Here is a 21,217-nt window from a genome sequence, read left to right on the forward strand (position 1 = left end):
CAAACGCGACATCCTCCTCGAAACCAGCAGCCACAACGGCGACGACGAGGAATGAGGGGGCAGGAAAAGCGGGCCGCAAGGGCCCGCATATCTCCATCCCGGATTTGAGCTGATCGGCAGGCCGGCACGCCACCTCGCTCCCCCAGCCCCCACTCCAACCGCATCGAGCCACCGTGCTCTCATTCTGCCGCCGGCCCCCTGCCGGTGACGCAGAAGGCGCTTGCGCCCCCGCCGGCCCGATCGGACAGTTGCATATATCAGAACTTCGGTTCCATTTTCTGGAACAATTGCGATGTCCATTCTCGTCAGCGCCGCCGACGTGCTCAGATGTTTCTCGGCCGACCGCCATGAACTGACGGTCACCGACGTGGCGGCACTGCTTTCGCAGCCCAAGAGCAACGTCTCGCGCCTGCTGCGCGCCATGCGCGACGCGGGCTTCCTCGAGACCGTGGGAGCGTCCAAGCGCTATCGGCCGGGCGTGATGCTGGTCGAGGTCGGCCAGCTCTACCGGCGCACCTCCTCGCTTCTCGGGCGCGCTGACGCGGTGGTCTCACGCCTCTCGGCGGAGGTGGGTCACACGGGCTATGTCAGCGTGCGCCTCGGACGCGAGATCATGGCGCTCACCGACCACACGGGCTCGAACGTGCTGCGCGTGGCGAGCACCATCGGCCGTCGCCTCGACGCCTTTGCCAGCGCCACCGCCCCACGCTGCTCGCGCGCCTGCCGGACGAAGAGGTGCGCAGGCTCTACCCCGGACCGCTCAACCCGCCCTCCGCCACGGCGCCGCAGGACATCGACGACCTGCTCGCCCGCCTCGCCCGCGTGCGGCGCGAGGGCTACGCGGAGTCGAACGACGAGGCGAACCGCGGCGTCGGCGCCATCGCGGTGGCGGTCGGCGACCCCGAGACCGGCGAGGAGGTGAGCCTGTGCATCGCCTTCCCCGCCGCAACCATCACCGATGCCGAGCGCGCGACGATCGCAGACGCCCTCAAGGACGGCGCCCGCGGCATCGCGACGATCACCGGCGACCCTCTCTTCCATCCGCTGCTGGCGGAGTGATGGAGATCAAGTGACATGGCACGACCGGGCACGCGCCGGCGCATCGGTTTCGACATCGGCGGCACCTTCACCGACTTCATCCTCTACGACGGCGAGGAAGGCAGCGTGCGCCTGCACAAGCGCCTGACGACGCCGCACGATCCATCCGAGGCGGCGCTGATCGGCCTCGAGGAACTTGTCGCGATGGGCGGCATCGGGCTCGCCGACGTGGGCGAGATCGTGCATGGCACGACGCTCGTCACCAATGCCGTCATCGAGCGCAAGGGCGCGAAGCTCGGCCTCGTCACGACCCAGGGCTTCCGTGACCTGCTCGAGATGGGCACGGAGCAGCGCTACGACATCTACGACCTTTTCCTCGGCTTTCCCGAGCCCTTCGTGCCGCGCGACCTCAGGCTCGAAGTGCCCGAACGCATCGACCGCGACGGCGAGATCGTTCAGGCGCTCGACCGGGCGGCGGTGCGCGCCGCCTTCAGCCGTTTCCTCGATGCCGGCATCGAGGCGGTTGCCGTCTGCTTCCTCAACGCCTGCCGCAATCCCGAGCACGAGCGCCTTGTCGGCGCCATCGCCCGTGAGGAGTTTCCCGAGCTCGCCGTCTCGCTCTCGTCCGAGGTCGTCGCGGAGCTGTGGGAATACCAGCGCTGCGTGACGACCTGCGCCAATGCCTACGTCCAGCCGCTCATGGATCGCTATCTCAAGCGGCTGGAGCGTGAACTGTCGGGGCGTGGCTTCCGCGGCGCCCTGCGCCTGATGCATTCGGCCGGCGGCCTCGTCGCACCGGAGACGGCGCGCGCCTTCCCCATCCGCCTGCTCGAATCCGGCCCCGCCGGCGGCGGCCTCGCCACCGCTCTCTTCGGCACGCTCGCCGGCAAGAAGGACGTGATCTCCTTCGACATGGGCGGCACGACGGCCAAGGCCTGCATGATCGAGGACGGCCGCGCCGAGATCGCGCCAATGCTCGAGGCGGGCCGCGTGCACCGCTTCACCAAGGGCTCGGGCCTGCCCATCAAGGCCCCCCGTCATCGACATGATCGAGATCGGCGCCGGCGGCGGCTCGATCGCGGCGATCGACGAGGTGGGCCTGCTCAAGGTCGGTCCGCATTCCGCCGGCTCCGACCCGGGCCCCGCCTGCTACGGCATGGGCGGCACGAAGCCGACCGTGACCGATGCCAATCTCGTGCTCGGCTACTACGATCCTGGCTTCTTCCTTGGCGGGCGCATGAAGCTCGACAAGGAGGCGGCCGTGCGCGCCGTCGCGACCGTCGCCGAGCCGCTCGGCCTGACCACCGAAGAGGCGGCCTGGGGCATCCACAAGGTCGTCGTCGAGAGCATGGCAGCGGCGGCGCGCGTCCATCTCGTCGAGAAGGGCCGGTCGATGCCATCTTCGACCATCCGAAGAGCGACTACGCCCGGATGCTGATGGCCGCCATGCCCGAGCCCGACCCGGACCTGTCGCCCCTGCGCGGGGCCGGCACCGCGGCCGCCCTGGCATAGACCGCCGGTGACGCGCTGCGACCGGCGTGCGCGCCGGGTGCGGCGTCGCGGCCTGGAACATTCGCGATCCTCTCCGGTTGTTCCTTGCATGAATGGCCCCGCGGACAGCCCAATCCGGCCGAAGCTCGTCGTCCGCGACGGCGCGGGCGAGATCGTCATCGGCACGCTGGAGGAGGCGCTTGCCTTCATTGCGCGGCACGAACTCGCCGTTCGCTCCGCCAATCGCGACGGCACGATCTTCAGGTTGCAGGCGGCGACATCCGCCGAGGAGAAGATTGCTGCGAACGAGGCGTTTCGGGGCTGGGTCGAGGCTGCCGGGTTGCTGATAAGGGCGGAGTAGCACCCCGGGGTGGACTTGCGAGACATCTGCGCCGCAAGGCACCGGGGAGCCTTCCGCAAGGGAGCGTCACATGAGCGCTCACGGATATTTTGCCGACCTGCTCACCGTCATCATCGACGGCATGGTGTACGAGATTGGCTCGCCCCGCGACGCCTATGCTCTGCTGACCAGCGAGCATTGGCCCCTGCATGGCCGGATTCTGCCGCCGACCGGCGAGTGCCATCCGCTCCACCGCGACGCCTGCGCTGCCTGTCGTGACGCGCTGGAGGGGCCCACGGCGGAGATCATGTCGAAGTGCCGTGAGGCCTTCCTCAGCGCGGCCCTCGCCGCCGGCCTGCACGTGCGCCTGGCGCGCGTCCGCGAGCCCGCCGGATATGCCTGCGCCGGCGCCACGGCATAGCGCCGTCCCCGATCTCGCTGCCTTGAGACGGGCGTCGCGTCGAGGTCCGCGCGGAACCCCGCTCAGGCGGGCATGAGCCCGGCTGCGGTGAAGCCGCCGTCGACGCGAGCACCTGGGTCAGCGTCAGGAGGGCGCCCTTGATGCACCTTGGGCAGCCCGGCTGACGATGAAGCTCCCCACGCCATTGATCTCGTAGATGAGCCGGAAGAGCTCCGGCGCGGTCTCGAGGAAGGGCACCTCCCGCCCGATGCCGGCGGAGTTCACCACGCCCCTGGGCGGGCCGAATGTCTCGTCGATCTCGCCCACCGCGCGTTCCACCGCAGCCTCGTCGGTCACATCGCGATCGACCGTTCGAAGATTGGCGGCGCCCCTTCCCTCGAGGGTGGCGAGCGCGCCGGCATCGCGATCGGCGGCGACGATGCGCCATCCCTCGGCCAGAAGGGCCCCAGGTCGTCGCCAGTCCGATCCCCGATGCGCCGCCGGTGACGAGCGCAGTTCGCTTCCTGGTCATGAGCGTCTCCCCCGATCCTTTCCTGTCGCGTTCGCCGCGACCGAGGAGATGGTCGCCGCTCGCAACCGCTCCGTTCCGCTCGGGCGAAAGGGGAGCGCGTGGGACATCGCCAACGCGGCCGTCTTCCTCGCCTTCGACGAGGCGAAGTTCATCACGGGGGTCTGTCTGCCTGTTGACGGCGGCCAGAGCTGCTCCGCCGCCTTCCCCGGCTGATCCCGCCCGGTCGCCACGCTGAGAACAGAGCCCATGGCGACCCTCGCCGAGCGGGGCGGCATGAGGCTGCCCCGCCCTCCCCGTGTGCGCAAGTCCGTGTCAAGCTGGGTGGCCGCCGACAGGCTTCGACCGGAGGCGATCATGAACACGATGTCCGCCCGCGCGATCCGCTGCGATCTGCTCTGCCGCGTCTATGCCGCCGCCTTCCGCCGCCTCGCCGAGTTTGCCGTGTACAGCGAGGCGGTCGACGAACAGGCGCTGTGCGACATCGAGATGGCGGCCCTCGATGAGGCCATGGCCGCGGAGAGGGGCGAGCTGCAGGCCGACATTGAAGGGAATGAAGCCGAGCGCCTCGTCGCCGAAGCCGCACAGGTCGCGCGGGACGACTTCGCTCGCATGCGCCAGTTCCGCCTTCCGAAACACTGACTGGGCCGCCCCGCCGCTTCCGCGGATGGATGGTTGGAACGGGCAACGAGACGACGAAGGTGCGACCCCGACCGGCAGGCGCTGCTTCTCTGCGATGGTCACCGCCGCGGCATAGCGGCCATCCCCTGCGATCGCGGCGGCTTCGGCCAGGTCTGCCTCACGACGGACAACAATATCGCCTAGAAGCACGCTGGGTGCTCCGATGATGGAGGACACCGATGTGCCACTATTACGTCAGACCGACGACAACCGACGAGCACGAGGCTCGGGAGGCGCGCGAGCGGAAGGCGCGGGAAGCGGCCCGGACGCAACGTGAGGCGCTGCTGAAACGCCTGCTCGACGAGGCCAGCCAGCAGGCGGAAGAGAAGGCGGCGGACGTCGCCCCGGCGAGCGAAACCGCGCTCCCGAAGTGAGCGGGGCTGAGACGGGCCGGCCGGCCAAGAGGCCAGCGAAGGGGAAGGAAGGATGTGTCGCGCCCGCCACCGGCAGCCGGAGCGCCCCCGGCGCGGTGGCGCGCGTGCGACCCCGTCCTGCCCGCGGAAGCCGTCCCTACTTGTAGAAGCCCTGGCGCAGCTTGATCCCGTGCTCGAGCCACACCTTCATGGCGCAGAGCATCCCCGTCCAGCCCTCGCAATTGCCGCAGGACGCCTTCAGCCCTTCCGGCGTCTCCGACCAGCCGTATTCCGAGATGCGGACGAGCGTGCGGTCCTCGCCCAGCGGCTCGAAGGTCATGGCGACCGTCGTCCGGCGAGATCCCGAAGCGTCCGCTTCGGCAGCGCCCTCGCCCGCATCCCACTGCAGGACGATGCGCCTGTCCTTCTCGACCTCGACCACATGAACGGGAAAGGCACCGGGAAAATCGTGGAAATCCCGCGTGACGACCGCTCCGGTCTCGAGGCGGCCCTTGGCCCCTCCCGTCGTGAAGTACTGCGACAGGCGGTCGGGGTCGACAACGGCCTCGAACACCTCGCTCACGGGCTTCGCTATCCGCCCGCCCACGGTGAACTTGAGTGCCATGCGCATTCCCCCTCTATGCGGCGAGGGCAATATGTTATAATTTTACAACATGTCAAACGACGACATCGACGATGCCCTGTTCAAGGCGCTCAGCCACCGCACCCGGCGGCGGATGCTGGATGCGCTGAAATCGGGGCCTCGCACGACGGGCATGCTGTGCGACAGCATGCCCGAGATCGACCGCTGCACGGTCATGCAGCATCTCAAGGTGCTTGAAGAGGCGGGTCTCGTCGTCGTCGAGCGGCGCGGGCGCGAACGCTGGAACCACCTTGACGCCCTGCCCATCCACGCCATCCACGAGCGTTGGATCGGTCCCTATGCCGCCTATGCGGCCCACATGCTCAGCCGCCTCAAGCGGCAGACCGAGGCCGGGTCACCGACGCAGGCCAAGGCGGAGACGTGATCGCAGCGCGAACGGCTTGAGACAGCGCGGAAGGCGCCGGCCGCTCCACCTGCGGCGACAGGTCGACCACTTCCGCGGCCGGACGGCCGCGGCGTGGGCAGGCGCCGGGGGCGCTATCGCATATCGACGGAAAAGCGCCGCTCCAGCACGACTTCCCCGTCGCGCGTCACCTCGTAGCTCGCCTGATAGCCCCCCGGGCGCCAGCCCTCCGCAGGCCGCCTCCTTCCCGCAAAGAGCAGCGCCTGGGCCTGATTTCGCTCGATCGGCCCGACCCGGTTCTGGGCGATGGTCCGGCCGGCCGGGTCCTTGAGGGTCAGGGAGTGGACGTCGCCCGCCTTGAGGCCGATCGCACGTACATAGGCCACAAGTGCGCCACCATGGGCACCGACCGGGCCCTGCCTCGCGCCATCGGCCTCGACCGCCTGCATCGTCACCGGCCCCGGCGCAAAGCCCTGGTTCAGGATCGTGCGTGGCTGGTAGGCGAGGCCGGACCGAAACGCCGGCCCCCAAAGGCTCGATCCCGCCCCGCACGAACCTGGTGGCGCCTCATGGGCAAAGGGGTCCACGATCCTGCCGTCGTGGCGCACGGTGAAATGGAGATGCGGATATTCGGTCAGGCCGGAGAGGCCGACCCGCCCGATGGGCTGCCCGGCCTTCACGGCATCGCCCGGCTTCACGCGCAGGCTCCCCTCGGCCAGATGGCAATACTGCGTCTCCCAGCCGTTGCCGTGGTCGATGACCAGGCCGTTTCCGCACTCGCTCCCCTGCACGGCCGATCGGCCGGCGTCGGTCACCGGAGTGTCGGCCACGCCGTCCCGCTGCCGCAGGACGCGTCCGTCGGCGGCGGCGACCACCTCCACGCCCGCGCGCTGCGCCGCCATCGTCGGCAGGCGGAAATCGGTGCCGTCATGCCCGTCCTGGCTCAGGGTGCCGCACATGTGATCGCGTGCGGAGGGCGACGGGTCGAGGTCGACATAGTTCTGGATGAAGCAGTCGCGGCCGATCTCACAGGTGACCGGCGGCCTCAGGAGGAGTGGATCTCCCGCGGCGGCGCCGGTCGTCCATGCGAGCGCCAGCAGGAAACCCGCGATCCGACCCGGCTTCACGCGCCTGCGCCGGTCAGACAGCGCCATCATGCGTCCGATCATCCGTCTCGCCTCCCGCCGCGGAAAGGCTCCCGTCGTGCGCCCTGGCCTGGTCCCTCTGCCCGCTCCTGAAGGGCGACAACGTGAGAATGTAGAGGAGAAAGAACTCGACCTGACGGTTGATGCCGAGCTTGAGCATGATCCGCTTCGTATAGGTCCTCACCGTGGCCTCCGTGAGGCCGAGGATGCTGCCGGCCTGCGAGGGCGGCTGGCCGCACAGTACACAGGCCACGATTCTCTCCTCCGCCCATTTCAGGCCGAAGGCCGCCGCGATCCGCCTCGCGCCGGCGGCCGGATCGACCTGCGGAATGACGAGGAGGAAGCGGTCGGCTTCATCCTCCATCCAGGCCGGGCCGATCCAGGCAAAGGCAAAGGCCCCGCGGTCGGTCGACAAGGGAACAACCACCGTCGGCGGGGTGCGCTCCGACCGTGGCACTACCGCTTCGCTGAGCGCCTGCTGCAGGTGCCGGGTGACGGAGCAGTTCGCGCCGGCGAGGAAGCCGCCACGGAGCTGGAGCGGGCCATCCTTGAGGAGAAGACTTCGGCCGGCCTCGTTCATCTCGAGGAGGCGCAGCCCCTCGTCCACGATGAAGGCGGGGAAGATCAACGCCTCCAGAAACGCCCCGAGGCGGGAGCTGCTCCCGCGCGCGAGCGGCGCGTGCTGTATGGTCGCCCAGATCGCACGGACCGCCCGGGAGATGCAGCCGAGCTCGGCGGCCGGGAACGGAGCGGGGCACCAGCCTGCGAGAAAGACGAGGCCGATGCCGTCGTTCACCGGCAGACTGCCCGCGAGGGCATGCACCGGAGTGGCCGGCGCGCGTCCGAGTACCGCCGTCGCCAATGCGTCCGCCGGGCCGACCGGACGGATTGCGGCGTCGTGCCATTCCTCTCTGCTCGCGAGCTGCGCCATGGCCTCCACGGCGGCCGGACTGTCGCTGGCGGGGCCGACCTCGACGATGTCGATCACGAACCCTGCCGCCCGCGCCATAACGGCCACGAAACAGTGGTCACACGCGAGCAGGTCGAGGACTGCCCGGCCGAAGAGCTCGGCCGAGTTGCGTGCGATCATGGCAGCCTCGCTCAGCAGTGGCTGGGCACCCGTCAGACAGGCCCCCTCCTCCGTCCCGTCGAAGCGAAGCCGGGCGCTGCACAGCATGTGGTCGCGTCCGTTCAGCCGCACGGGCTCGTTGAGTGCTTCCTGCATGGGCGCCTCCGATCCCATCGTGGCCCCCCACCACCGGTTCAGCTCTCCCTGAAAGCGCGGTCGATCCGCAGCATCAACGGCTTCAGCAGATATTCCGAGAAGGTTCTTTGACCCGTTTCGATGAACACCTCGACGGGCATGCCCGGCTGCAAGGAGCCGAGATAGGGCGCAAGTTCGAGGCTCCGCTGAAGTTCGACCTCGACCCTGTAGAATAGCTTTCCCGACTTTGGTTCGAGCAACGCGTCAGCGGACACCGTCGTGACCGTCCCGGTGAGCATTGGCGCACGCCGCGAATTGAAGGCGAGAACGCGGATGCGGGCTGGCTGGCCGGGATACACCTCGTCGCGATCGGCGGGCCGCACCTCGCCCTCCACGATCAGGCGATCCTCGACGGGCACGATCTCGAGCAGCGTTTCCCGCGGCGCCAGCGTGGCGTGCAGATTGCTCGCATTGAGACCGACAACGATTCCGCCCTCGGGCGCCTTCAGCTCGCTGCGAACGAACATGTCGCGCGCGACCGTGATGCGGTGCCTCAGGTCGGCAATCTCCTGGCGGACAGCGTGACGTTGCCTGGAGATGTCCTCGAGCCAGCCGTAGACGAGCTGGCGGCGCCTTTCCTCCAACTCGGCGATCTTGCCCCTCGACTGGGCGACCGACGCGGCGTTGGTCTGGATCTGGGCCGCCGCTTCGGCTGCGGCGCGTTTGAGTGCGAGAAGGCGCGGCTTGCGGGCGAGTCCCTTGGCGAGCAGGAACTCGGAATCCCTGATCTCGTCGTTGAGGTAGGCGAGCTGCTGTTCGAGGCCCTGGGAGCTGCTGGCGAGCCCCCGGATCGCATCTTCGAGCTGACGGACCTGCTCGTCGATGACCTTGCGTTGTCCCTCCAGCGACACCGCCCTCGCGGCGAATTCGGCGAGCTGCGTCTGCATCGCCGCCTGCGCCTCCGGGCGAGCGGACTGGGCGCGCAGCTCGTCCGGGAAGGACACGGTGCTCGCCCCCGCCTTCTCGGCGTCGAGCCGGGCCTCGGTCGCGAGATCGGCAAAGAGCTTGGTTTCGAGGACCCCGAGGGTCCCTTCGACCTGCGTGGTATCGAGCCGCGCCACGACCTGGCCGCGCTCCACCCGGTTGCCCTCGCGGACGAGGATGGCCTTGACGATCCCCCCTTCGAGGTGCTGCACGGCCCGGCGCTTCGACAACACCTTGACGATGCCCGGTGCGATCACGGCGCTGGTCAGAGGAACCGTGGCGCTCCAGAGCCCGAAGCCGCCGAACAGGAGGACAAGGAGCGCGCATCCCCAGGTGACGAGACGGCGCGTCTCCGACCGAGGCCGGTCCGCCACGATATCCGGCCGGATCCCGATGACCTCACCCGCCAGGACCGGCGCTCCGTCCCGCACGAGCGCCGGAGTCCACCGGATGCCGGGGCTGCCGCTTGCGGCACGCATCACCACTTCCTCCCGCCGATCACGGCCTCGCTCCGCCCTGCGCGGCAGGTCGCACGCGCCGAACCGAAGTGGGCCTCGACATGCTCTGCGGCATCACCTCCGAGGGGACGCCGAAGGCAACCTGGGCGCCGTCGCGCAGGAACAGGATGAGATCGGCGACGGTGAGGAGCCGCGGACGGTGCGTGGCCACGAGCAGGGTGGCGCCGCGGGCCTTGGCCTGCCTGATCGCATCGCAAAGCGCCTCCTCGCCCTCGTAATCGAGGTTGGAATTGGGCTCGTCCAGGAGGATCAGACGCCGTTTGCCGAAGAACGCGCGCGCCAGCCCGATGCGCTGGCGCTGTCCGCCGGACAACCTGCTGCCGTCGCGTCCGATCTCCGTCTCGTAACCGCGCGGCAGCGAGACGATCATGTCGTGGGCGCTCGCCAGCACGGCAGCCCTCACGACATCCTCGTCCGTGGCGCTCTCGTCGAACCCGGCGATCGCTTCTGCAACCGTTCCGCCCATCAGTTCGGCATCCTGCGGCAGATAGCCGACATAGCAGCCGAGCTGGTCCGGGTCCCAGTTCTCGATTGCAGAACCGTCGAACCGGATGGTGCCGGCCGTCGGCCGCGCGAGCCCGGCGATCATGCGCAGCAGCGTGGACTTTCCCGCTCCCGTCGGGCCGATGATGATGACGACGCTCGCCGGAGGGCAGTCGAAGGTGATGCCGGCGAGGATCGGGCGGCGGACGTCGGCGGTGCGAAAGACGAGACCCGTGACTTCCACGGCACCCGAGGGGGGGCAGCAAGGTCCTGCGCTGCCGGGTGGTGGCCGAGGCGACAGCGACTTTCACGTGGCCCCAGGCCTCTCGCGCCGAGATCAGGGGCCGCAATGCTGCCACCAGGTGCTCCATCGGCGCGAGTGTTCGGCTGATGATGATCGAGGAGGCGATCATGCTGCCCGGCAGCACCTCGTTCTGCAGCACCAGCCATGCACCCGTGCCGATCGCGGCGATCTGGAGCGCAACCCTGACCAAGCGCGCGATCGAGGCGATCGCGGCGACCCGCTCGCTCGCTCTGACGACCGGCGCCAGCGCATCGTCGTTGAGGCGGACGAACTCGCGAACGGCTCCGAGCGTCCAGCCCATGGCCCTGATCAGGTTCGCATGTCTGATGATGCCGTCGAGCGTCCTTTGAGCGTGGGTGGCCGCAGCCGTGGCACGCTCCTTCTCCGCCCACGCCATGCGCTGGCCGGCGGCGGCGAGGATCGAGAGGATCAGCGCGCCGCAGAGCGCGATCGCCCCATACCAGGGGTGGATGAGGTAGAGCACGATCATGAAGGCGGGCAGGAAGGGCGCATCGATCAGCATGGGGATCGTGCTGCTCGACAGAAAGCTCCTGAGCTCGCGCACCCTGACGATGTCATGCGTGCCCGCGTCTGCCCTCCTCGCCGGATCGACGATGGACGCCTTCAGCACGAGAGGGGCGATGGCCTGCTCGAAGCGCACGGCGAAGCGGCCGATGAGACGGTCGCGCAGCACCTCGAAGACCGTGCCAAAACCGAGTGCTGCGAAGGCGAGGGCGGTCAATGCGACGAGCGTCTCGATGCTGCCGCTCGCCAGCACCCTGTCAAATACCTCAATCGCATAGAACGGCAGGATCAGGAGAAGCGTGTTGATCGAGACGCTGAAGGCGACGATCCACGCGAACGTGGCGCACCCGGGGATCGCACCGAGCAGCGACGCGGCAGTCTCCGGGCGGTTCTTGGCGGTCGCCAGCCTTGCCGATACTTCCGGCATGCGCCCTCCGAGAGCAGCAGCGCAGACTACACTTCGCGAACGACGATCCTGCCGCCGCCCATCCTGCGAACCGGCTGCAACTGCAAGGGCTGTGGAAATAACGCCATCCTCCGGCGGCGCGTCGTGCTGCCGGCCATTGCCAACCTGTGTGCGGGAAGAGGTTACGGAAGGGCGACGGTGATAATAATCCCCAATTGGGGACGAAAAAGCGTCCCGTGCCTCCCCCCGGGGCGCCGGCTCCCCGTCTGCCGGTCATCCGATGGTCACAACGAGCGCGACCTCAACGGAAGCGGCGGCGGCACAGCGCGCCGCCGCCATCCTTGGACACCAGGGGCTCATACGATGGACACGACCGTATACCCCGCGTCGGCGTTGATGTCGGCAATAGAGGTATAGGGCGTCCCTCCTCCGGATACGCCGTCGAGCTGAATGACGCCGAACCCGAAGTCGAGGGTTGTATTCGTGCCATCGTCGACGACGACGACGGTCGCGGGATCGAACCCCGGTGCGGCATCGACGACGACGGTATCCCCGTCGGCGAAGCTCAGGTCGGTCACTTCGTCATTGCCGAAATTGGTGGCTGTGTTGTCGCCGAAGTTGTGGGTGTCCGTGCCGCCTCCGCCGGTCAGAAGGTCATCGCCGGTTCCGCCGTTGAGCACATCGGCGCCGTTGCCTCCGTCGAGCTCATCGTCCCCGGCACCACCGTTGAGGGTATCGTTGCCCGCGGCGCCGCTGAGCGTATCGTCGCCGGCGCTGCCGTTCAGCGTATCGTTGTCGGCCCCGCCGTCCAGCGTGTCGTCTCCGGCGTCGCCGTTGAGCGTGTCGTTGCCGGTGCCGCCGGAGAGTTCGTCTGCGCCGTCGCCGCCGTTCAACGTGTCGTTCCCGGCGCCGCCCGCCAAGACGTCGTCGCCGGCGTCGCCGAACATGGTGTCGACACCATTGCCGCCATCCATGATGTCGTCCCCGGCGCCGCCGTGCATCAGGTCGTCGCCGTCGCCGCCGTTCACCGCGTCGTTGCCGACGCCACCGTCGAGCGTGTCGTTGCCGGCGCCACCATTCAGCGTGTCATTGCCGAAGCCGCCGTTCAGCGTGTCGTTACCGGCGCCGCCGTTGAGCGTGTCGTTGCCGAGGCCGCCATTCAGCGCGTCATTGCCGTCGCTGCCATTCAGGGTGTCGTTGCCGGCATCGCCGAAGAGCGTGTCATTGCCGGTCCCGCCGTCGAGCGTGTCATTGCCGGCCCCACCGTGAAGGTCATCGTTGCCAGTGCCGCCCAACAGCGTGTCGTTACCGGCGCCACCGTCGAGCGCGTCGTTGCCCGCGCCGCCGCTCAGGGTGTCGTTGCCGGCGTTGCCGTTCAGGGTGTCGTCGCCGATCCCGCCGTCGATGAAGTCGTCGCCGGCTCCGCCGTTGGCCGTGTCATTGCCGGCGCCGCCAAAAATCGCGTCAGCGCCGGCGCCGCCGTTCAGCGTGTCGTTGCCGGCGCCCCCGTCCAGCAGGTCATTTCCCGGACCGCCGTCCAGCGTGTCGTCGCCGCCCAAGCCGATCAGGACGTCATTGCCCGAAAGGCCGCTGATCGTATCGGCTACCGCAGTTCCCACCAGCACGGGGTTGTCGATACCGTTGTCGTTGCCGAGTGTTCCAATGATGACAGCCATGGCAATTACTCCATCATCCAGAGCTGACTTGTGCAAATGGCGCAGTTCTACGGCTGCCGTGGCAGATTTCACGTGCCAAAGCCAGATCTTGTGGGGTTCACACCATGCAGAGAGCTGGGACGCTACGGAGAGTTAGCCCAAGGCACAATCCCCAGCTGGAGACAAAACGCGACCGGCCGTGCGGCGCCCCCCGGCGCTCCGGCAGGCCGCGATTGAACATATCTTGAGAACCTGGGCCGCTCCGGGCCGGCGCGAACGCCTTCGCCGGTGGGGAGCACATGGAGGACGATCGGGACCTGCCGACGCGAGATCTTCCGCATTGCGCCTTCAACTCCCGATGAGATGACTGGTTATCACGGCCGTGAGATAGAGGCCCGCGCCGAAGGAGAGATGCGTTACGACGGTCCGGACGCGCGCCTTGTTCGGCGCGGGCGTCCGCGACGCGGCAACGCCCAGCCCGAGGCACGGCTGAAGCACGAAGAATGGTGCCATCGTGGTCGCGAGGCCGACGGCCATGGCAGGGCCGAACGACGGGTTCCGCAGCCAGTGCTCGCCCCAGATCGCCACGAGGCCGGCGGCGAAGGCGATGCCGATGGCATAATGGGCCGCCCAGCCGATCGCAGCCTCGCCGGCAACCTTCGGCGCGCGCGCAATCGCCTCGTGCCGGAACTCCCCGCGCCCGAAATGCCCGATCCAGCGCCCCACCAGGGCATAGTCGAGCGGCGCGATGCCGAGGACGCGTTTCCCGAAGAATGCCCACAGGTCCATGGCCAGCGTCGCGCCCACGCCGATCATGACAGTATGCAGGACAGTCTGCATCCCCGTCGTCATGCGGCGACGCCCCTGGCGTGAGCGCACCGACGGGCGGCCGATCGGGAGAAACGGTCGAATGCCTTCTTTGGCATGGCGTGGCCTCGCTTGCGGGAACAGGACGCATTCTGCATCCTGCCAGTTCAGGTGAACTTGAGGTCAAGCATGAAGGCGGTGGACATCGCGGAGTTGGCGAAAGTGTCCGGCGTTCCGGCGTCCACCTTGCGCTTCTACGAGGAGAAGGGCCTCATCACCTCGATCGGCCGGCGGGGCCTGCGCCGCGTCTTCGCGCCCACCGTGCTCGACCAGCTCGCCCTGATCGCGCTCGGCCAGACAGCGGGTTTCTCGTTGACCGAAATAGCCGCGATGTTCGGGGCCGACGGCGCGCCGCGCATCCGGCGCGAGCTGCTCGCGGCCAAGGCGGACGAACTCGACCGGACCATCAGGCGCCTGTCGGCGATGCGCGACGGCTTGAGGCACGCCGCCCGGTGCACGGCGCCAAGCCATCTGGAATGCCGGACCTTCCGCCGCCTGATGCGCGCCGCCTCGGCGAGACGCTCCTGGGCGCGGGACGGTCGAAAACCGGCACCCTGACGCGGGCGAAACCCAGAGCGCGATGCCCGGAAGCGGACACCACCCCTCGAAGAACACCGCGCTCAACCCATTGTAGTGGATGAATCTTTCTGCAGCCTGGCAATTCCGTCCGTTTGCGGGTTGATCGAGCGATCCGGCCCTTGGGTCTGGGGTCGACAAGGAAGTGGGGCCTTGGCGGGTGCCGGGGAACGCGGCCTTCAGCGCCGTCGCCGGCTGTCGCCGCTCTCGCGAGCCGAGGCCAACAGCGGGAAGGTGCGATCGCCTCGTCAAACTGCGCCCTGCGGCCCCGAGGTCCGGCGTCAGCGCGGTCCCAGGTTGTGAGAAGTCGCGATGCGCCACTCGGCGATCGGGATTGTCTGCGCCGATCGGACGACGCACAGGCGGTCGAAGGTGATCGGTCGTCCTGCCAGCCGGCCGGCGAGCCGCTCCTGGGCCGCGGCCTTGGCCGAGGGCGCGACGGGGCCGTAGGCAAGGGAAACGTGGGGCAGGAAGTTCGCGGCCGAGCCTGCAGCGAGGCGGCTCATGCACGCCTCCTTCAGGCGCAGCAGCTCGCCCGCAGGCTCGAACGCGGCATAGAGCGAGCGAAAGAAGGCGTCGGTCGCGGAGATCGACGTGACGGGCGCCGGGAAAGCAGCCGCAGCGGAGGCAATCTCGGCGATCGGCCCTGCGAGCCGGCCGGCACTCGCCGGCATGTCCTCCACGAGCGTCAGATGCGGCTGAAAGACGGGCGACGCAAAGGCGGCGGCCAGCTCTTCGACGATTGTGGAGAGAAGCGTCTCGTCGGCGCGGCAGGGCATCAGCCAGACCGAATGCCGCTCGCCGCCCTCGGGATCGCGTTCCTTGCTCATGGGCACGATCTCCCCTCCCCTCGTCAGTGACCGACCTTGGCCAGCACGTCTGACTTCAGGAAGCGCTCGATGAAGAGCATGAAGCCGACGGACGGCACGAGCAGGATGAGCGCCGTGATCGAGGCGATCTGGTAGTTGCCGCCCATGCTGGCGTTGTAGAGCAGGAGCGGCAGCGTCGTGACCTGCGGCACGCCGACAAAGAAGGTGCCTGTGAACTCGTCGAGGGACTCGAGGAATACGAAGATGGCGCTCGCCATGATGCCGGGCGCGGCAAGTGGCAGGGTCACGCTGAAGAAGGCGCGCAGGGGTGAGGCGCCCATGTTGCGGGCAGCGAGCTCGAGATCGCGGTCGACCGCGGCGAAGGCAGCCGCCGCGATCCATACGGAATAGACGAGGCCGTGCGCGGCGTGCACCAGCACCACGCCGGGAATGGTGCCGGCGAGGTTGAAGGCATAGAAGATGCGGGCCACGTTGATGTAGACGGCGACCGACGGAAAGGCTTGCGGAAGCAGGAAGACGACCATGATCACCGCGCGCCAGGGCAATTTGAGCCGAGCCAGGGCGTAGCCTGCAGGCACCGACAGCGCCAGCGCGACCACGACGACGGTGAGCGCGATGGTGACGCTCGTCACGAGCGAGGCCATGGCGTCGCCCGTCGGGCGGAAGACCACCTCCCAGTATTTCAGCCCATAGCTGACCGGCAGCTTGAACGGCGCATACCAGCGCTCCGCCACCGACCACAGCACCAGATTGGCCAGCGGCCCGACGAGCAGGAAGGCAAAGACGGCGAGCGCGGCCGCCTTGACAAGTGGGACGGCGAAAGCACGCGCGATCATGCCGTTGCCTCCCGCCTGAGGTTGTGACGCAGGTAGATGAAGGCGGCGACCGCGGTGATCGCGTAGGAGATGACGCCGAGCGCGTTGGCGACCGGATAGTCGCCGTAGGAATTGATGCGGAAGGCCATGTCCACAGTGAGCATGGTGGGCTGGGACCCGGCGACCATGATGGGCACCGACAGGACGGAGAGCATCGTCACGAAGGACAGGACGAGCGCCACCATGAGCGTCTGTGCGACCTGCGGCAGGACGATCTCGACGAGGACGCGCAGGCGCGACGCCCCCAGGTTGCGGCCTGCTTCGATGGTCGCGCGGTCGAGCGAGGCCATGGCGCCGGCGAGCAGGAGGGTGACGAAGGGCACCTGTTTCCAGACGAAGGTGATGACGATGCCCCGCCAGTCGAGGAGGCTCGTCGTCTCCGCGGGATCGAAGAGGCCGACCGCGACCAGCGAATTGTTCATGAGCCCGTTCTTGGCAAGGAACGTGCGCATGCACTGCGCCGCCACGATGAAGGGAATGAACAGCGGCCAGCGGTACATGAAGCGCAGGGCCGCGACGAGCCAGCGGGTCTCGCTCAGGGTCAGGGCTCCGGCGATGGCGACCGAGGCGATGGCGGTGAGGACCGTCGACAGGCCCACGATGAAGAGCGTGTAGAGGATGTCGCCCGAATAGAGCTCGAACGCCTTGGAGAAATTGGCAAGCGTCGGCGCGCCGGCCGCGTCCGTGAAGGCGGAGACGACCGAGAAGCCGAGCGGGTAGAGAAAGAGGGCGGCCACCAGGGCGAGCGCCGGCGCGACGAGCGCGAGGCCGAGGAACGAGGAACGGGTCATGGCGCCTCCCGGTGATGCCTGCCGCAAGATGGCCCGACGCCCCGTCGCCGCCTCCACGGAAGCGGACGCGGCATCGGGGCCCGCGATGTCGGGGACGACGCGCGAGAGCGCCCGAAGCGGTGCCGACCGAGCCCCGGGGAGGATAGCCCCGGGGCCGAGCGGTGCGTGATCCCGGACGGGCTCAGTTCGCGACCTTCTTCTCGTAGGCTTCGAGAATGTCGTTGAAGTAGGGCGCGATCGGGAAGGGCCGGCCCTTGGCCGCGAGGTCCTCAGGGCCGATGTCGCTGAAGAGCTTCTTCCAGGTCGCCGCGTCGAGCTTGCCTTCGAGGTTCTTGGCGTCGATGCCGGGATACCAGTTGAAGCGCTTGACGATGCCCTCGGCCTGTACCTCGGGGCTCGTGGCGAGCGCCACGAACTCCTCGGCGAGCTTCGCGTTCGCCGCCTTCGCCGGAATCGCATAGTACATGGGCTGGCCGGGCATGCCCGGAGACACGAGCCTGAGCTTCATGTTCGGCGGCAGCTTGCCGTCGTTCATCCACGTGTAGAACATGTCGACCCAGACGGGTCCGATGGCGATCTCGCCCCGGTTGAGCATGTCGAGCGTACCGGCGTTGCCGGGGGTGATCACGACGCTCTTGTTGAACTCCTTCAGCTCGGCGAGGGCCTGGTCCCAGGTCGTCCTGGTCGCGACGTCGTAGGGGCCCTTCTCGAGCTTCGCCGCATCACCGCCGAAGGCGGAGACCCAGCCGGTGACGAAGGCGACGCCCGACATGCCGCCCTTGATGCCGTTGTAGCCGAACTGCTTCGGATGCTTCTTCACCCACTCCTTCAGCTCGGCATAGCTTGACGGCACGTCCTTCACGAGGTCCGGATTGTAGGCAAGCGCCGTCTGCGAGTGGAACATCGGGATCACATAACCGGCGACGTCCGCGCCGAGCGCGGTCTTGGCGGTGTCGCGGGTTGCCAGCGCGCCGCTCGGCACCCTGTCGACGAACTTCGCGAGCAGGCCTTCACCCACCATGGTGCCGGCCGCCTTCTGGTGAATGACGATGACGTCGAAGTCAGCCTTGTCCGTGCCCGCCTTCTTCTGGGCTTCGAGCTTCTCGAAGATCTTCTGCGAACCGGAGTCGCCGGGGCCCGTGCCCACCGCCACCACCTTCACGCCCGGATGGGCCTTCTCGAAGATCGGGCTGAGATAGTCCTTGACGTAGTCGACCATGTTCTGGTCGCCGGCCGTCGCGACATTGAGCGCCTGGGCGGTGGCGGGCGTGGCGGCGAATGCTGCCGCGAACACGAGTGCAAACATGCCGTGACGCATGAAACCCTCCCTTTCCTTCCTGCCGTTGCTGCGAGCCGTCAGGCGTGTCCGCCGCGGGGGAACAGGTGCATCGCGGCGAGCGGCAGGCACACGCGGACCGCTGATCCCACCTCGTGGTAGCCGGGGTCTGTCACGGAGACGTGACGGTCCCCGACGGAAACGCCGTAGCGATAGTGCCCGCCCGGGTAGGCGCGCTGCTCGACCGTGCCGTCGAGCAGCAGGTTGCCTTCGCCGGCCGTACCGGCACGGTCGAGCCGCGCGATGTCGTCGCGGAAATAGGCGACGACCGCGCCCACGGGGGCGGTGCCGCGCCACGTCGCCGGCGGCTGCCCGTCGACGCGGATCTCGACGCCCTGTGCTGTCGCCTCCACCTGCAGGTCGAGGGTGTTGTCGGCCCCCATGAAACGGGCGACGAAGGGCGAGACTGGCTTGTCGTAGACCTCTTCGGGGGTGCCCACCTGGACGATGCGGCCGGCATCCATGACCACGATGCGGTCGGCCATGGTCATGGCTTCTTCGCGATCGTGCGTCACCAGGATCGCGGCGAAGCCCAGCTTCGCCTGCAGCGCCTTGATCTCGTAGCGCATCTGCAGCCGCAGCTTGGCGTCGAGATTGGACAGGGGCTCGTCGAGCAGCAGCAGCGAGGGCTCCACGGCAAGCGCCCGGCCGAGCGCCACCCGCTGGCGCTGGCCTCCCGAGAGATTCGTCACCTTGCGGTCCTCCAGGCCCACCAGGTTGAGCATGTCGAGGAGGCCCGCGACGCGCCGGCCGATCTCCTGGCGCGACATGCCCTTCAGTCTGAGACCGTAGCCGACGTTGCCGAGCACGGTCATGTGCGGCCAGAGGGCATAGGACTGGAACATCATGGCGAGGCCGCGCTTCTCCGGCGGCAGGCCCGCCACGTCCCTGCCGTGCAGTCGGATCGCGCCCGCGGAGACGGGCTGGAAACCGGCGATGGAGCGCAGGAGCGTCGTCTTTCCGCAGCCGGACGAGCCGAGGATCGCGACGAATTCTCCCGGCCTGACATCGAGATCAACGCCATGCAGAACGGCGACAGAGCCGTAGCCGACCTTCAGGCCCTCGACCTGGACAGCGAATGTCGACGCTGCAGTCACGACACCGACCTCCCCGCCGCAGCGCCGGCCAGTGCGTGCAGGTGCGGCCCCGCCTGCGGTCCGCACGGTCTGAAATCCTGAGCGTCGGTGCCATGTCCCGATGGCGCGGCGTCGGCCGACCACGACGTCGGCAGTGACATTGCCCACATGCGCACTCCTCCCTCGTGTTCTCGCCTCGTGTCCTCGCTTGGCGTCCTTGTTGCGTGGGGCCGGTGTAGAATGATTTATCCCTGTACTATGTCAATGAAATGTACATTCCATATTCCAGTGATCCCGCCCCGGTCGAGGGGATGACCGGCCCGGCCCCGCGCGAGGACCGGCATGGCCAAGGCAGCCCCCCTCCCCGGGCGCGGGGCTCGAAGCCACCCGGTCCACAGAAGGCATGATCGGCTGGTGCCCATCGAGGACCACGGCGGACGCGGCGCCCTCCCGATTCCAGCCAGGTTCCAGACCATTGCCGACAAGCCACGATCAGCATCCCAATGCGCATCGGCGCCGCGCCATGAACGGACGCTCGTGTCGTCGCTCGGCGGTTGCCGACTATGATGTTCATCGACCTCGGCGAAGAGACAGAGACCGTCGAGATGCCGCATCGGCGCCGATTGTCCCTCCAGTAGGACACTGCGGCGCAATTGCAGCGCCTACTGGCACCTTTGTCCCGCGCCTATTCTCTTCTCCGAGCATGCGGGCCATCGAGGCCCTGCCAGGGAGACACAGGATGCGCAATGTTCTCGGGGTCTACACCAGCCCCAGTCCGCACTGGGTGGGCGACGGCTTTCCGGTGCGGTCGATGTTCTCGCACGCCACCCACGGCCGGCATGTCAGCCCCTTCCTGCTCCTGGACTATGCCGGGCCGGCAGAGTTCTCTCCGGCCGAGCGGCCGCGCGGCGTCGGCGAGCATCCCCACCGCGGCTTCGAGACCGTCACCATCGTCTACCAGGGCGAAGTCGAACATCGGGATTCCACCGGCAAGGGCGGCCTCGTCGGACCGGGCGACGTGCAATGGATGACAGCCGCGTCCGGCATCCTGCACCAGGAGTTCCATTCCCTGGCGTTCACGCGCAAGGGCGGGACGCTCGAGATGGTCCAGCTCTGGGTCAACCTCCCGGCGAGGCACAAGAGCGCCGCGCCGGACTACCAGGCGCTCCTCGACCGGGACATTCCCGGCGTGGCTCTCCCGAACGGAGCGGGGACGCTCCGCGTGATCGCCGGCGACTACCAGGGCCATCGAGGACCGGCGCGGACCTTCACCCCGATCGAGATCTGGGACCTGCGGCTGCGCCAGGACGCCGCCACCTCGCTGACCCTGCCGGAGGGGCACACCGTCGGGCTGGCGGTGCTGAGGGGCAGCCTTCTCGTCAATGCCGGCGACGTGGCACGGGAGGGACAATTCGTTCTGCTCGACCGGACAGGCGGGGCGGTGACGCTGGAAGCCAGGAGCGACGCAACAGTCCTGGTTCTGGCGGGCGAGCCGATCGACGAGCCGGTCGTCATGCATGGCCCCTTTGTCATGAACACCACCGACGAGATCCGGCAGGCGATGGTCGATTTCCAGAGCGGGCGGTTCGGCGCAATCGGCGCCGGCGCCTGAGCCCCGCCCCGGGGGGCCGACCGGTCAGGCCCTGGGTCGGGCTCACGCAAGCCGCGTGAGCCTCCGCGGGTGCCTTTGCCCCGCCATCAGAGGAGCGACAGAGATGAGCACGATAGCGACTCCCGCCAGCGCGGACCGGGCAGGGTGAGTTGCGGTTCACCCTGCCCCCGGGCTCGCGGGTCGCCCCTGCC

23 protein-coding genes and 3 pseudogenes are annotated in these 21,217 nt (G+C 68.3%); 13 read left to right on the forward strand and 13 right to left on the reverse strand.

Features of this window, described 5'->3' with window-relative positions:
• Positions 1–292 precede the first annotated feature (292 nt).
• From QNA08_RS19070 to QNA08_RS16795, 6 genes and pseudogenes are all read left to right on the forward strand, one after another.
• Positions 293–400 (forward strand): annotated as a pseudogene (locus QNA08_RS19070) (helix-turn-helix domain-containing protein); the annotation flags it as partial.
• Positions 401–735: 335 nt separating this feature from the next.
• Positions 736–1,059 (forward strand): IclR family transcriptional regulator domain-containing protein, encoded by a 324-nt coding sequence (locus QNA08_RS16775; RefSeq protein WP_422679940.1) that lies wholly within the window; start codon positions 736–738, stop codon positions 1,057–1,059.
• Positions 1,060–1,074: 15 nt separating this feature from the next.
• A pseudogene (locus tag QNA08_RS16780) lies at positions 1,075–1,953 on the forward strand (hydantoinase/oxoprolinase N-terminal domain-containing protein); the annotation flags it as partial.
• 130 nt (positions 1,954–2,083) lie between these two features.
• On the forward strand, positions 2,084–2,476 hold the full coding sequence (locus QNA08_RS16785) for a hydantoinase/oxoprolinase family protein (RefSeq protein WP_283741948.1): 393 nt from the start codon (positions 2,084–2,086) through the stop codon (positions 2,474–2,476).
• A gap of 81 nt (positions 2,477–2,557) precedes the next feature.
• Positions 2,558–2,890, forward strand: a complete 333-nt coding sequence (locus QNA08_RS16790) for a hypothetical protein (RefSeq protein ID WP_283741878.1) — start codon at positions 2,558–2,560, stop codon at positions 2,888–2,890.
• A 70-nt stretch (positions 2,891–2,960) separates the two neighbouring features.
• Positions 2,961–3,290, forward strand: a complete 330-nt coding sequence (locus tag QNA08_RS16795; RefSeq protein ID WP_283741879.1) for a DUF982 domain-containing protein — start codon at positions 2,961–2,963, stop codon at positions 3,288–3,290.
• Positions 3,291–3,413: 123 nt separating this feature from the next.
• Here QNA08_RS16795 and QNA08_RS16800 read toward each other — a convergent pair whose 3' ends face one another.
• Positions 3,414–3,785 carry an SDR family oxidoreductase gene (locus QNA08_RS16800; RefSeq protein ID WP_340322330.1) on the reverse strand — a complete coding sequence of 124 codons (372 nt, stop codon included), beginning with the start codon at positions 3,783–3,785 and terminating at the stop codon, positions 3,414–3,416.
• 46 nt (positions 3,786–3,831) lie between these two features.
• Between QNA08_RS16800 and QNA08_RS16805 the strand changes: the two are divergent.
• The 3 genes and pseudogenes from QNA08_RS16805 to QNA08_RS16815 form a co-directional block, all read left to right on the forward strand.
• Positions 3,832–4,014, forward strand: a pseudogene (locus tag QNA08_RS16805) (SDR family oxidoreductase); the annotation flags it as partial.
• Between the two features lie 141 nt (positions 4,015–4,155).
• Positions 4,156–4,440, forward strand: a complete 285-nt coding sequence (locus QNA08_RS16810; protein ID WP_283741880.1) for a hypothetical protein — start codon at positions 4,156–4,158, stop codon at positions 4,438–4,440.
• A 218-nt stretch (positions 4,441–4,658) separates the two neighbouring features.
• A complete protein-coding gene (locus QNA08_RS16815) occupies positions 4,659–4,853 on the forward strand; it encodes a hypothetical protein (protein ID WP_283741881.1) in 195 nt (64 codons plus the stop codon).
• Positions 4,854–4,989: 136 nt separating this feature from the next.
• Here the strand turns inward: QNA08_RS16815 and QNA08_RS16820 are convergent, their stop codons facing one another.
• A complete protein-coding gene (locus QNA08_RS16820; protein ID WP_283741882.1) occupies positions 4,990–5,457 on the reverse strand; it encodes an SRPBCC family protein in 468 nt (155 codons plus the stop codon).
• A gap of 49 nt (positions 5,458–5,506) precedes the next feature.
• Between QNA08_RS16820 and QNA08_RS16825 the strand changes: the two genes are divergently transcribed.
• Positions 5,507–5,860 (forward strand): ArsR/SmtB family transcription factor, encoded by a 354-nt coding sequence (locus tag QNA08_RS16825; RefSeq protein WP_283741883.1) that lies wholly within the window; start codon positions 5,507–5,509, stop codon positions 5,858–5,860.
• A 113-nt stretch (positions 5,861–5,973) separates the two neighbouring features.
• Here QNA08_RS16825 and QNA08_RS16830 read toward each other — a convergent pair whose 3' ends face one another.
• The 4 genes from QNA08_RS16830 to QNA08_RS16845 are packed head-to-tail and all read right to left on the reverse strand — an operon-like array spanning position 5,974 to position 10,417.
• The gene (locus QNA08_RS16830) at positions 5,974–6,996 is read right to left on the reverse strand and encodes a M23 family metallopeptidase (RefSeq protein ID WP_283741884.1); all 1,023 of its coding nucleotides are present in this window, start codon (positions 6,994–6,996) and stop codon (positions 5,974–5,976) included.
• Entirely contained in the window at positions 6,980–8,209 is a 1,230-nt protein-coding gene (locus tag QNA08_RS16835; RefSeq protein ID WP_283741885.1) for a helix-turn-helix transcriptional regulator, read from the reverse strand. Before QNA08_RS16835 ends, QNA08_RS16830 begins: the two co-directional genes overlap by 17 nt.
• A gap of 38 nt (positions 8,210–8,247) precedes the next feature.
• On the reverse strand, positions 8,248–9,651 hold the full coding sequence (locus QNA08_RS16840; RefSeq protein ID WP_283741886.1) for an HlyD family type I secretion periplasmic adaptor subunit: 1,404 nt from the start codon (positions 9,649–9,651) through the stop codon (positions 8,248–8,250).
• A 19-nt stretch (positions 9,652–9,670) separates the two neighbouring features.
• On the reverse strand, positions 9,671–10,417 hold the full coding sequence (locus QNA08_RS16845; protein ID WP_283741887.1) for an ATP-binding cassette domain-containing protein: 747 nt from the start codon (positions 10,415–10,417) through the stop codon (positions 9,671–9,673).
• Positions 10,418–10,563: 146 nt separating this feature from the next.
• On the opposite strand from QNA08_RS16845, the gene QNA08_RS16850 reads away from it, so the two are divergent.
• Entirely contained in the window at positions 10,564–10,827 is a 264-nt protein-coding gene (locus QNA08_RS16850; protein ID WP_283741888.1) for a hypothetical protein, read from the forward strand.
• Between the two features lie 937 nt (positions 10,828–11,764).
• Here the strand turns inward: QNA08_RS16850 and QNA08_RS16855 are convergent.
• Both QNA08_RS16855 and QNA08_RS16860 read right to left on the reverse strand, forming a co-directional pair.
• Positions 11,765–13,084: a calcium-binding protein gene (locus QNA08_RS16855; protein WP_283741889.1), complete on the reverse strand. Its 1,320-nt coding sequence runs from the start codon at positions 13,082–13,084 to the stop codon at positions 11,765–11,767.
• Between the two features lie 327 nt (positions 13,085–13,411).
• Positions 13,412–13,915 (reverse strand): DUF2938 domain-containing protein, encoded by a 504-nt coding sequence (locus QNA08_RS16860; protein WP_283741890.1) that lies wholly within the window; start codon positions 13,913–13,915, stop codon positions 13,412–13,414.
• Between the two features lie 144 nt (positions 13,916–14,059).
• On the opposite strand from QNA08_RS16860, the gene QNA08_RS16865 reads away from it, so the two are divergent.
• Entirely contained in the window at positions 14,060–14,488 is a 429-nt protein-coding gene (locus QNA08_RS16865; protein WP_283741891.1) for a helix-turn-helix domain-containing protein, read from the forward strand.
• Positions 14,489–14,787: 299 nt separating this feature from the next.
• On the opposite strand, the gene QNA08_RS16870 is transcribed toward QNA08_RS16865, so the two are convergent.
• The 5 genes from QNA08_RS16870 to QNA08_RS16890 form a co-directional block, all read right to left on the reverse strand.
• Positions 14,788–15,336 carry a 2'-5' RNA ligase family protein gene (locus QNA08_RS16870; RefSeq protein ID WP_283741892.1) on the reverse strand — a complete coding sequence of 183 codons (549 nt, stop codon included), beginning with the start codon at positions 15,334–15,336 and terminating at the stop codon, positions 14,788–14,790.
• A 23-nt stretch (positions 15,337–15,359) separates the two neighbouring features.
• Entirely contained in the window at positions 15,360–16,172 is an 813-nt protein-coding gene (locus tag QNA08_RS16875; protein ID WP_283741893.1) for an ABC transporter permease, read from the reverse strand.
• A complete protein-coding gene (locus QNA08_RS16880) occupies positions 16,169–17,002 on the reverse strand; it encodes an ABC transporter permease (protein WP_283741894.1) in 834 nt (277 codons plus the stop codon). Before QNA08_RS16880 ends, QNA08_RS16875 begins: the two co-directional genes overlap by 4 nt.
• A gap of 181 nt (positions 17,003–17,183) precedes the next feature.
• Complete coding sequence (locus QNA08_RS16885; RefSeq protein ID WP_283741895.1) at positions 17,184–18,320, reverse strand: ABC transporter substrate-binding protein; 1,137 nt, start codon at positions 18,318–18,320, stop codon at positions 17,184–17,186.
• A 38-nt stretch (positions 18,321–18,358) separates the two neighbouring features.
• Positions 18,359–19,435, reverse strand: a complete 1,077-nt coding sequence (locus tag QNA08_RS16890) for an ABC transporter ATP-binding protein (protein ID WP_283741896.1) — start codon at positions 19,433–19,435, stop codon at positions 18,359–18,361.
• Positions 19,436–20,153: 718 nt separating this feature from the next.
• Between QNA08_RS16890 and QNA08_RS16895 the strand changes: the two genes are divergently transcribed.
• Positions 20,154–21,026: a pirin family protein gene (locus tag QNA08_RS16895; RefSeq protein WP_283741897.1), complete on the forward strand. Its 873-nt coding sequence runs from the start codon at positions 20,154–20,156 to the stop codon at positions 21,024–21,026.
• The last annotated feature ends 191 nt before the right edge of the window (positions 21,027–21,217 follow it).

Source organism: Chelatococcus albus (assembly GCF_030067675.1).
Taxonomy (GTDB): Bacteria; Pseudomonadota; Alphaproteobacteria; order Rhizobiales; family Beijerinckiaceae; genus Chelatococcus_A; species Chelatococcus_A albus.

Coding starts and splice junctions, on each gene's coding strand:
- QNA08_RS16785 (WP_283741948.1), top strand. CDS start 2,084: ATGATCGAGATCGGCGCCGGCGGCGGCTCGATCGCGGCGATCGACGAG.
- QNA08_RS16795 (WP_283741879.1), top strand. CDS start 2,961: ATGAGCGCTCACGGATATTTTGCCGACCTGCTCACCGTCATCATCGAC.
- QNA08_RS16810 (WP_283741880.1), top strand. CDS start 4,156: ATGAACACGATGTCCGCCCGCGCGATCCGCTGCGATCTGCTCTGCCGC.
- QNA08_RS16815 (WP_283741881.1), top strand. CDS start 4,659: ATGTGCCACTATTACGTCAGACCGACGACAACCGACGAGCACGAGGCT.
- QNA08_RS16820 (WP_283741882.1), bottom strand. CDS start 5,457: ATGGCACTCAAGTTCACCGTGGGCGGGCGGATAGCGAAGCCCGTGAGC.
- QNA08_RS16825 (WP_283741883.1), top strand. CDS start 5,507: ATGTCAAACGACGACATCGACGATGCCCTGTTCAAGGCGCTCAGCCAC.
- QNA08_RS16830 (WP_283741884.1), bottom strand. CDS start 6,996: ATGATGGCGCTGTCTGACCGGCGCAGGCGCGTGAAGCCGGGTCGGATC.
- QNA08_RS16835 (WP_283741885.1), bottom strand. CDS start 8,209: ATGCAGGAAGCACTCAACGAGCCCGTGCGGCTGAACGGACGCGACCAC.
- QNA08_RS16840 (WP_283741886.1), bottom strand. CDS start 9,651: ATGCGTGCCGCAAGCGGCAGCCCCGGCATCCGGTGGACTCCGGCGCTC.
- QNA08_RS16850 (WP_283741888.1), top strand. CDS start 10,564: ATGATGATCGAGGAGGCGATCATGCTGCCCGGCAGCACCTCGTTCTGC.
- QNA08_RS16855 (WP_283741889.1), bottom strand. CDS start 13,084: ATGGCTGTCATCATTGGAACACTCGGCAACGACAACGGTATCGACAAC.
- QNA08_RS16860 (WP_283741890.1), bottom strand. CDS start 13,915: ATGACGACGGGGATGCAGACTGTCCTGCATACTGTCATGATCGGCGTG.
- QNA08_RS16865 (WP_283741891.1), top strand. CDS start 14,060: ATGAAGGCGGTGGACATCGCGGAGTTGGCGAAAGTGTCCGGCGTTCCG.
- QNA08_RS16870 (WP_283741892.1), bottom strand. CDS start 15,336: ATGAGCAAGGAACGCGATCCCGAGGGCGGCGAGCGGCATTCGGTCTGG.
- QNA08_RS16875 (WP_283741893.1), bottom strand. CDS start 16,172: ATGATCGCGCGTGCTTTCGCCGTCCCACTTGTCAAGGCGGCCGCGCTC.
- QNA08_RS16880 (WP_283741894.1), bottom strand. CDS start 17,002: ATGACCCGTTCCTCGTTCCTCGGCCTCGCGCTCGTCGCGCCGGCGCTC.
- QNA08_RS16885 (WP_283741895.1), bottom strand. CDS start 18,320: ATGCGTCACGGCATGTTTGCACTCGTGTTCGCGGCAGCATTCGCCGCC.
- QNA08_RS16895 (WP_283741897.1), top strand. CDS start 20,154: ATGCGCAATGTTCTCGGGGTCTACACCAGCCCCAGTCCGCACTGGGTG.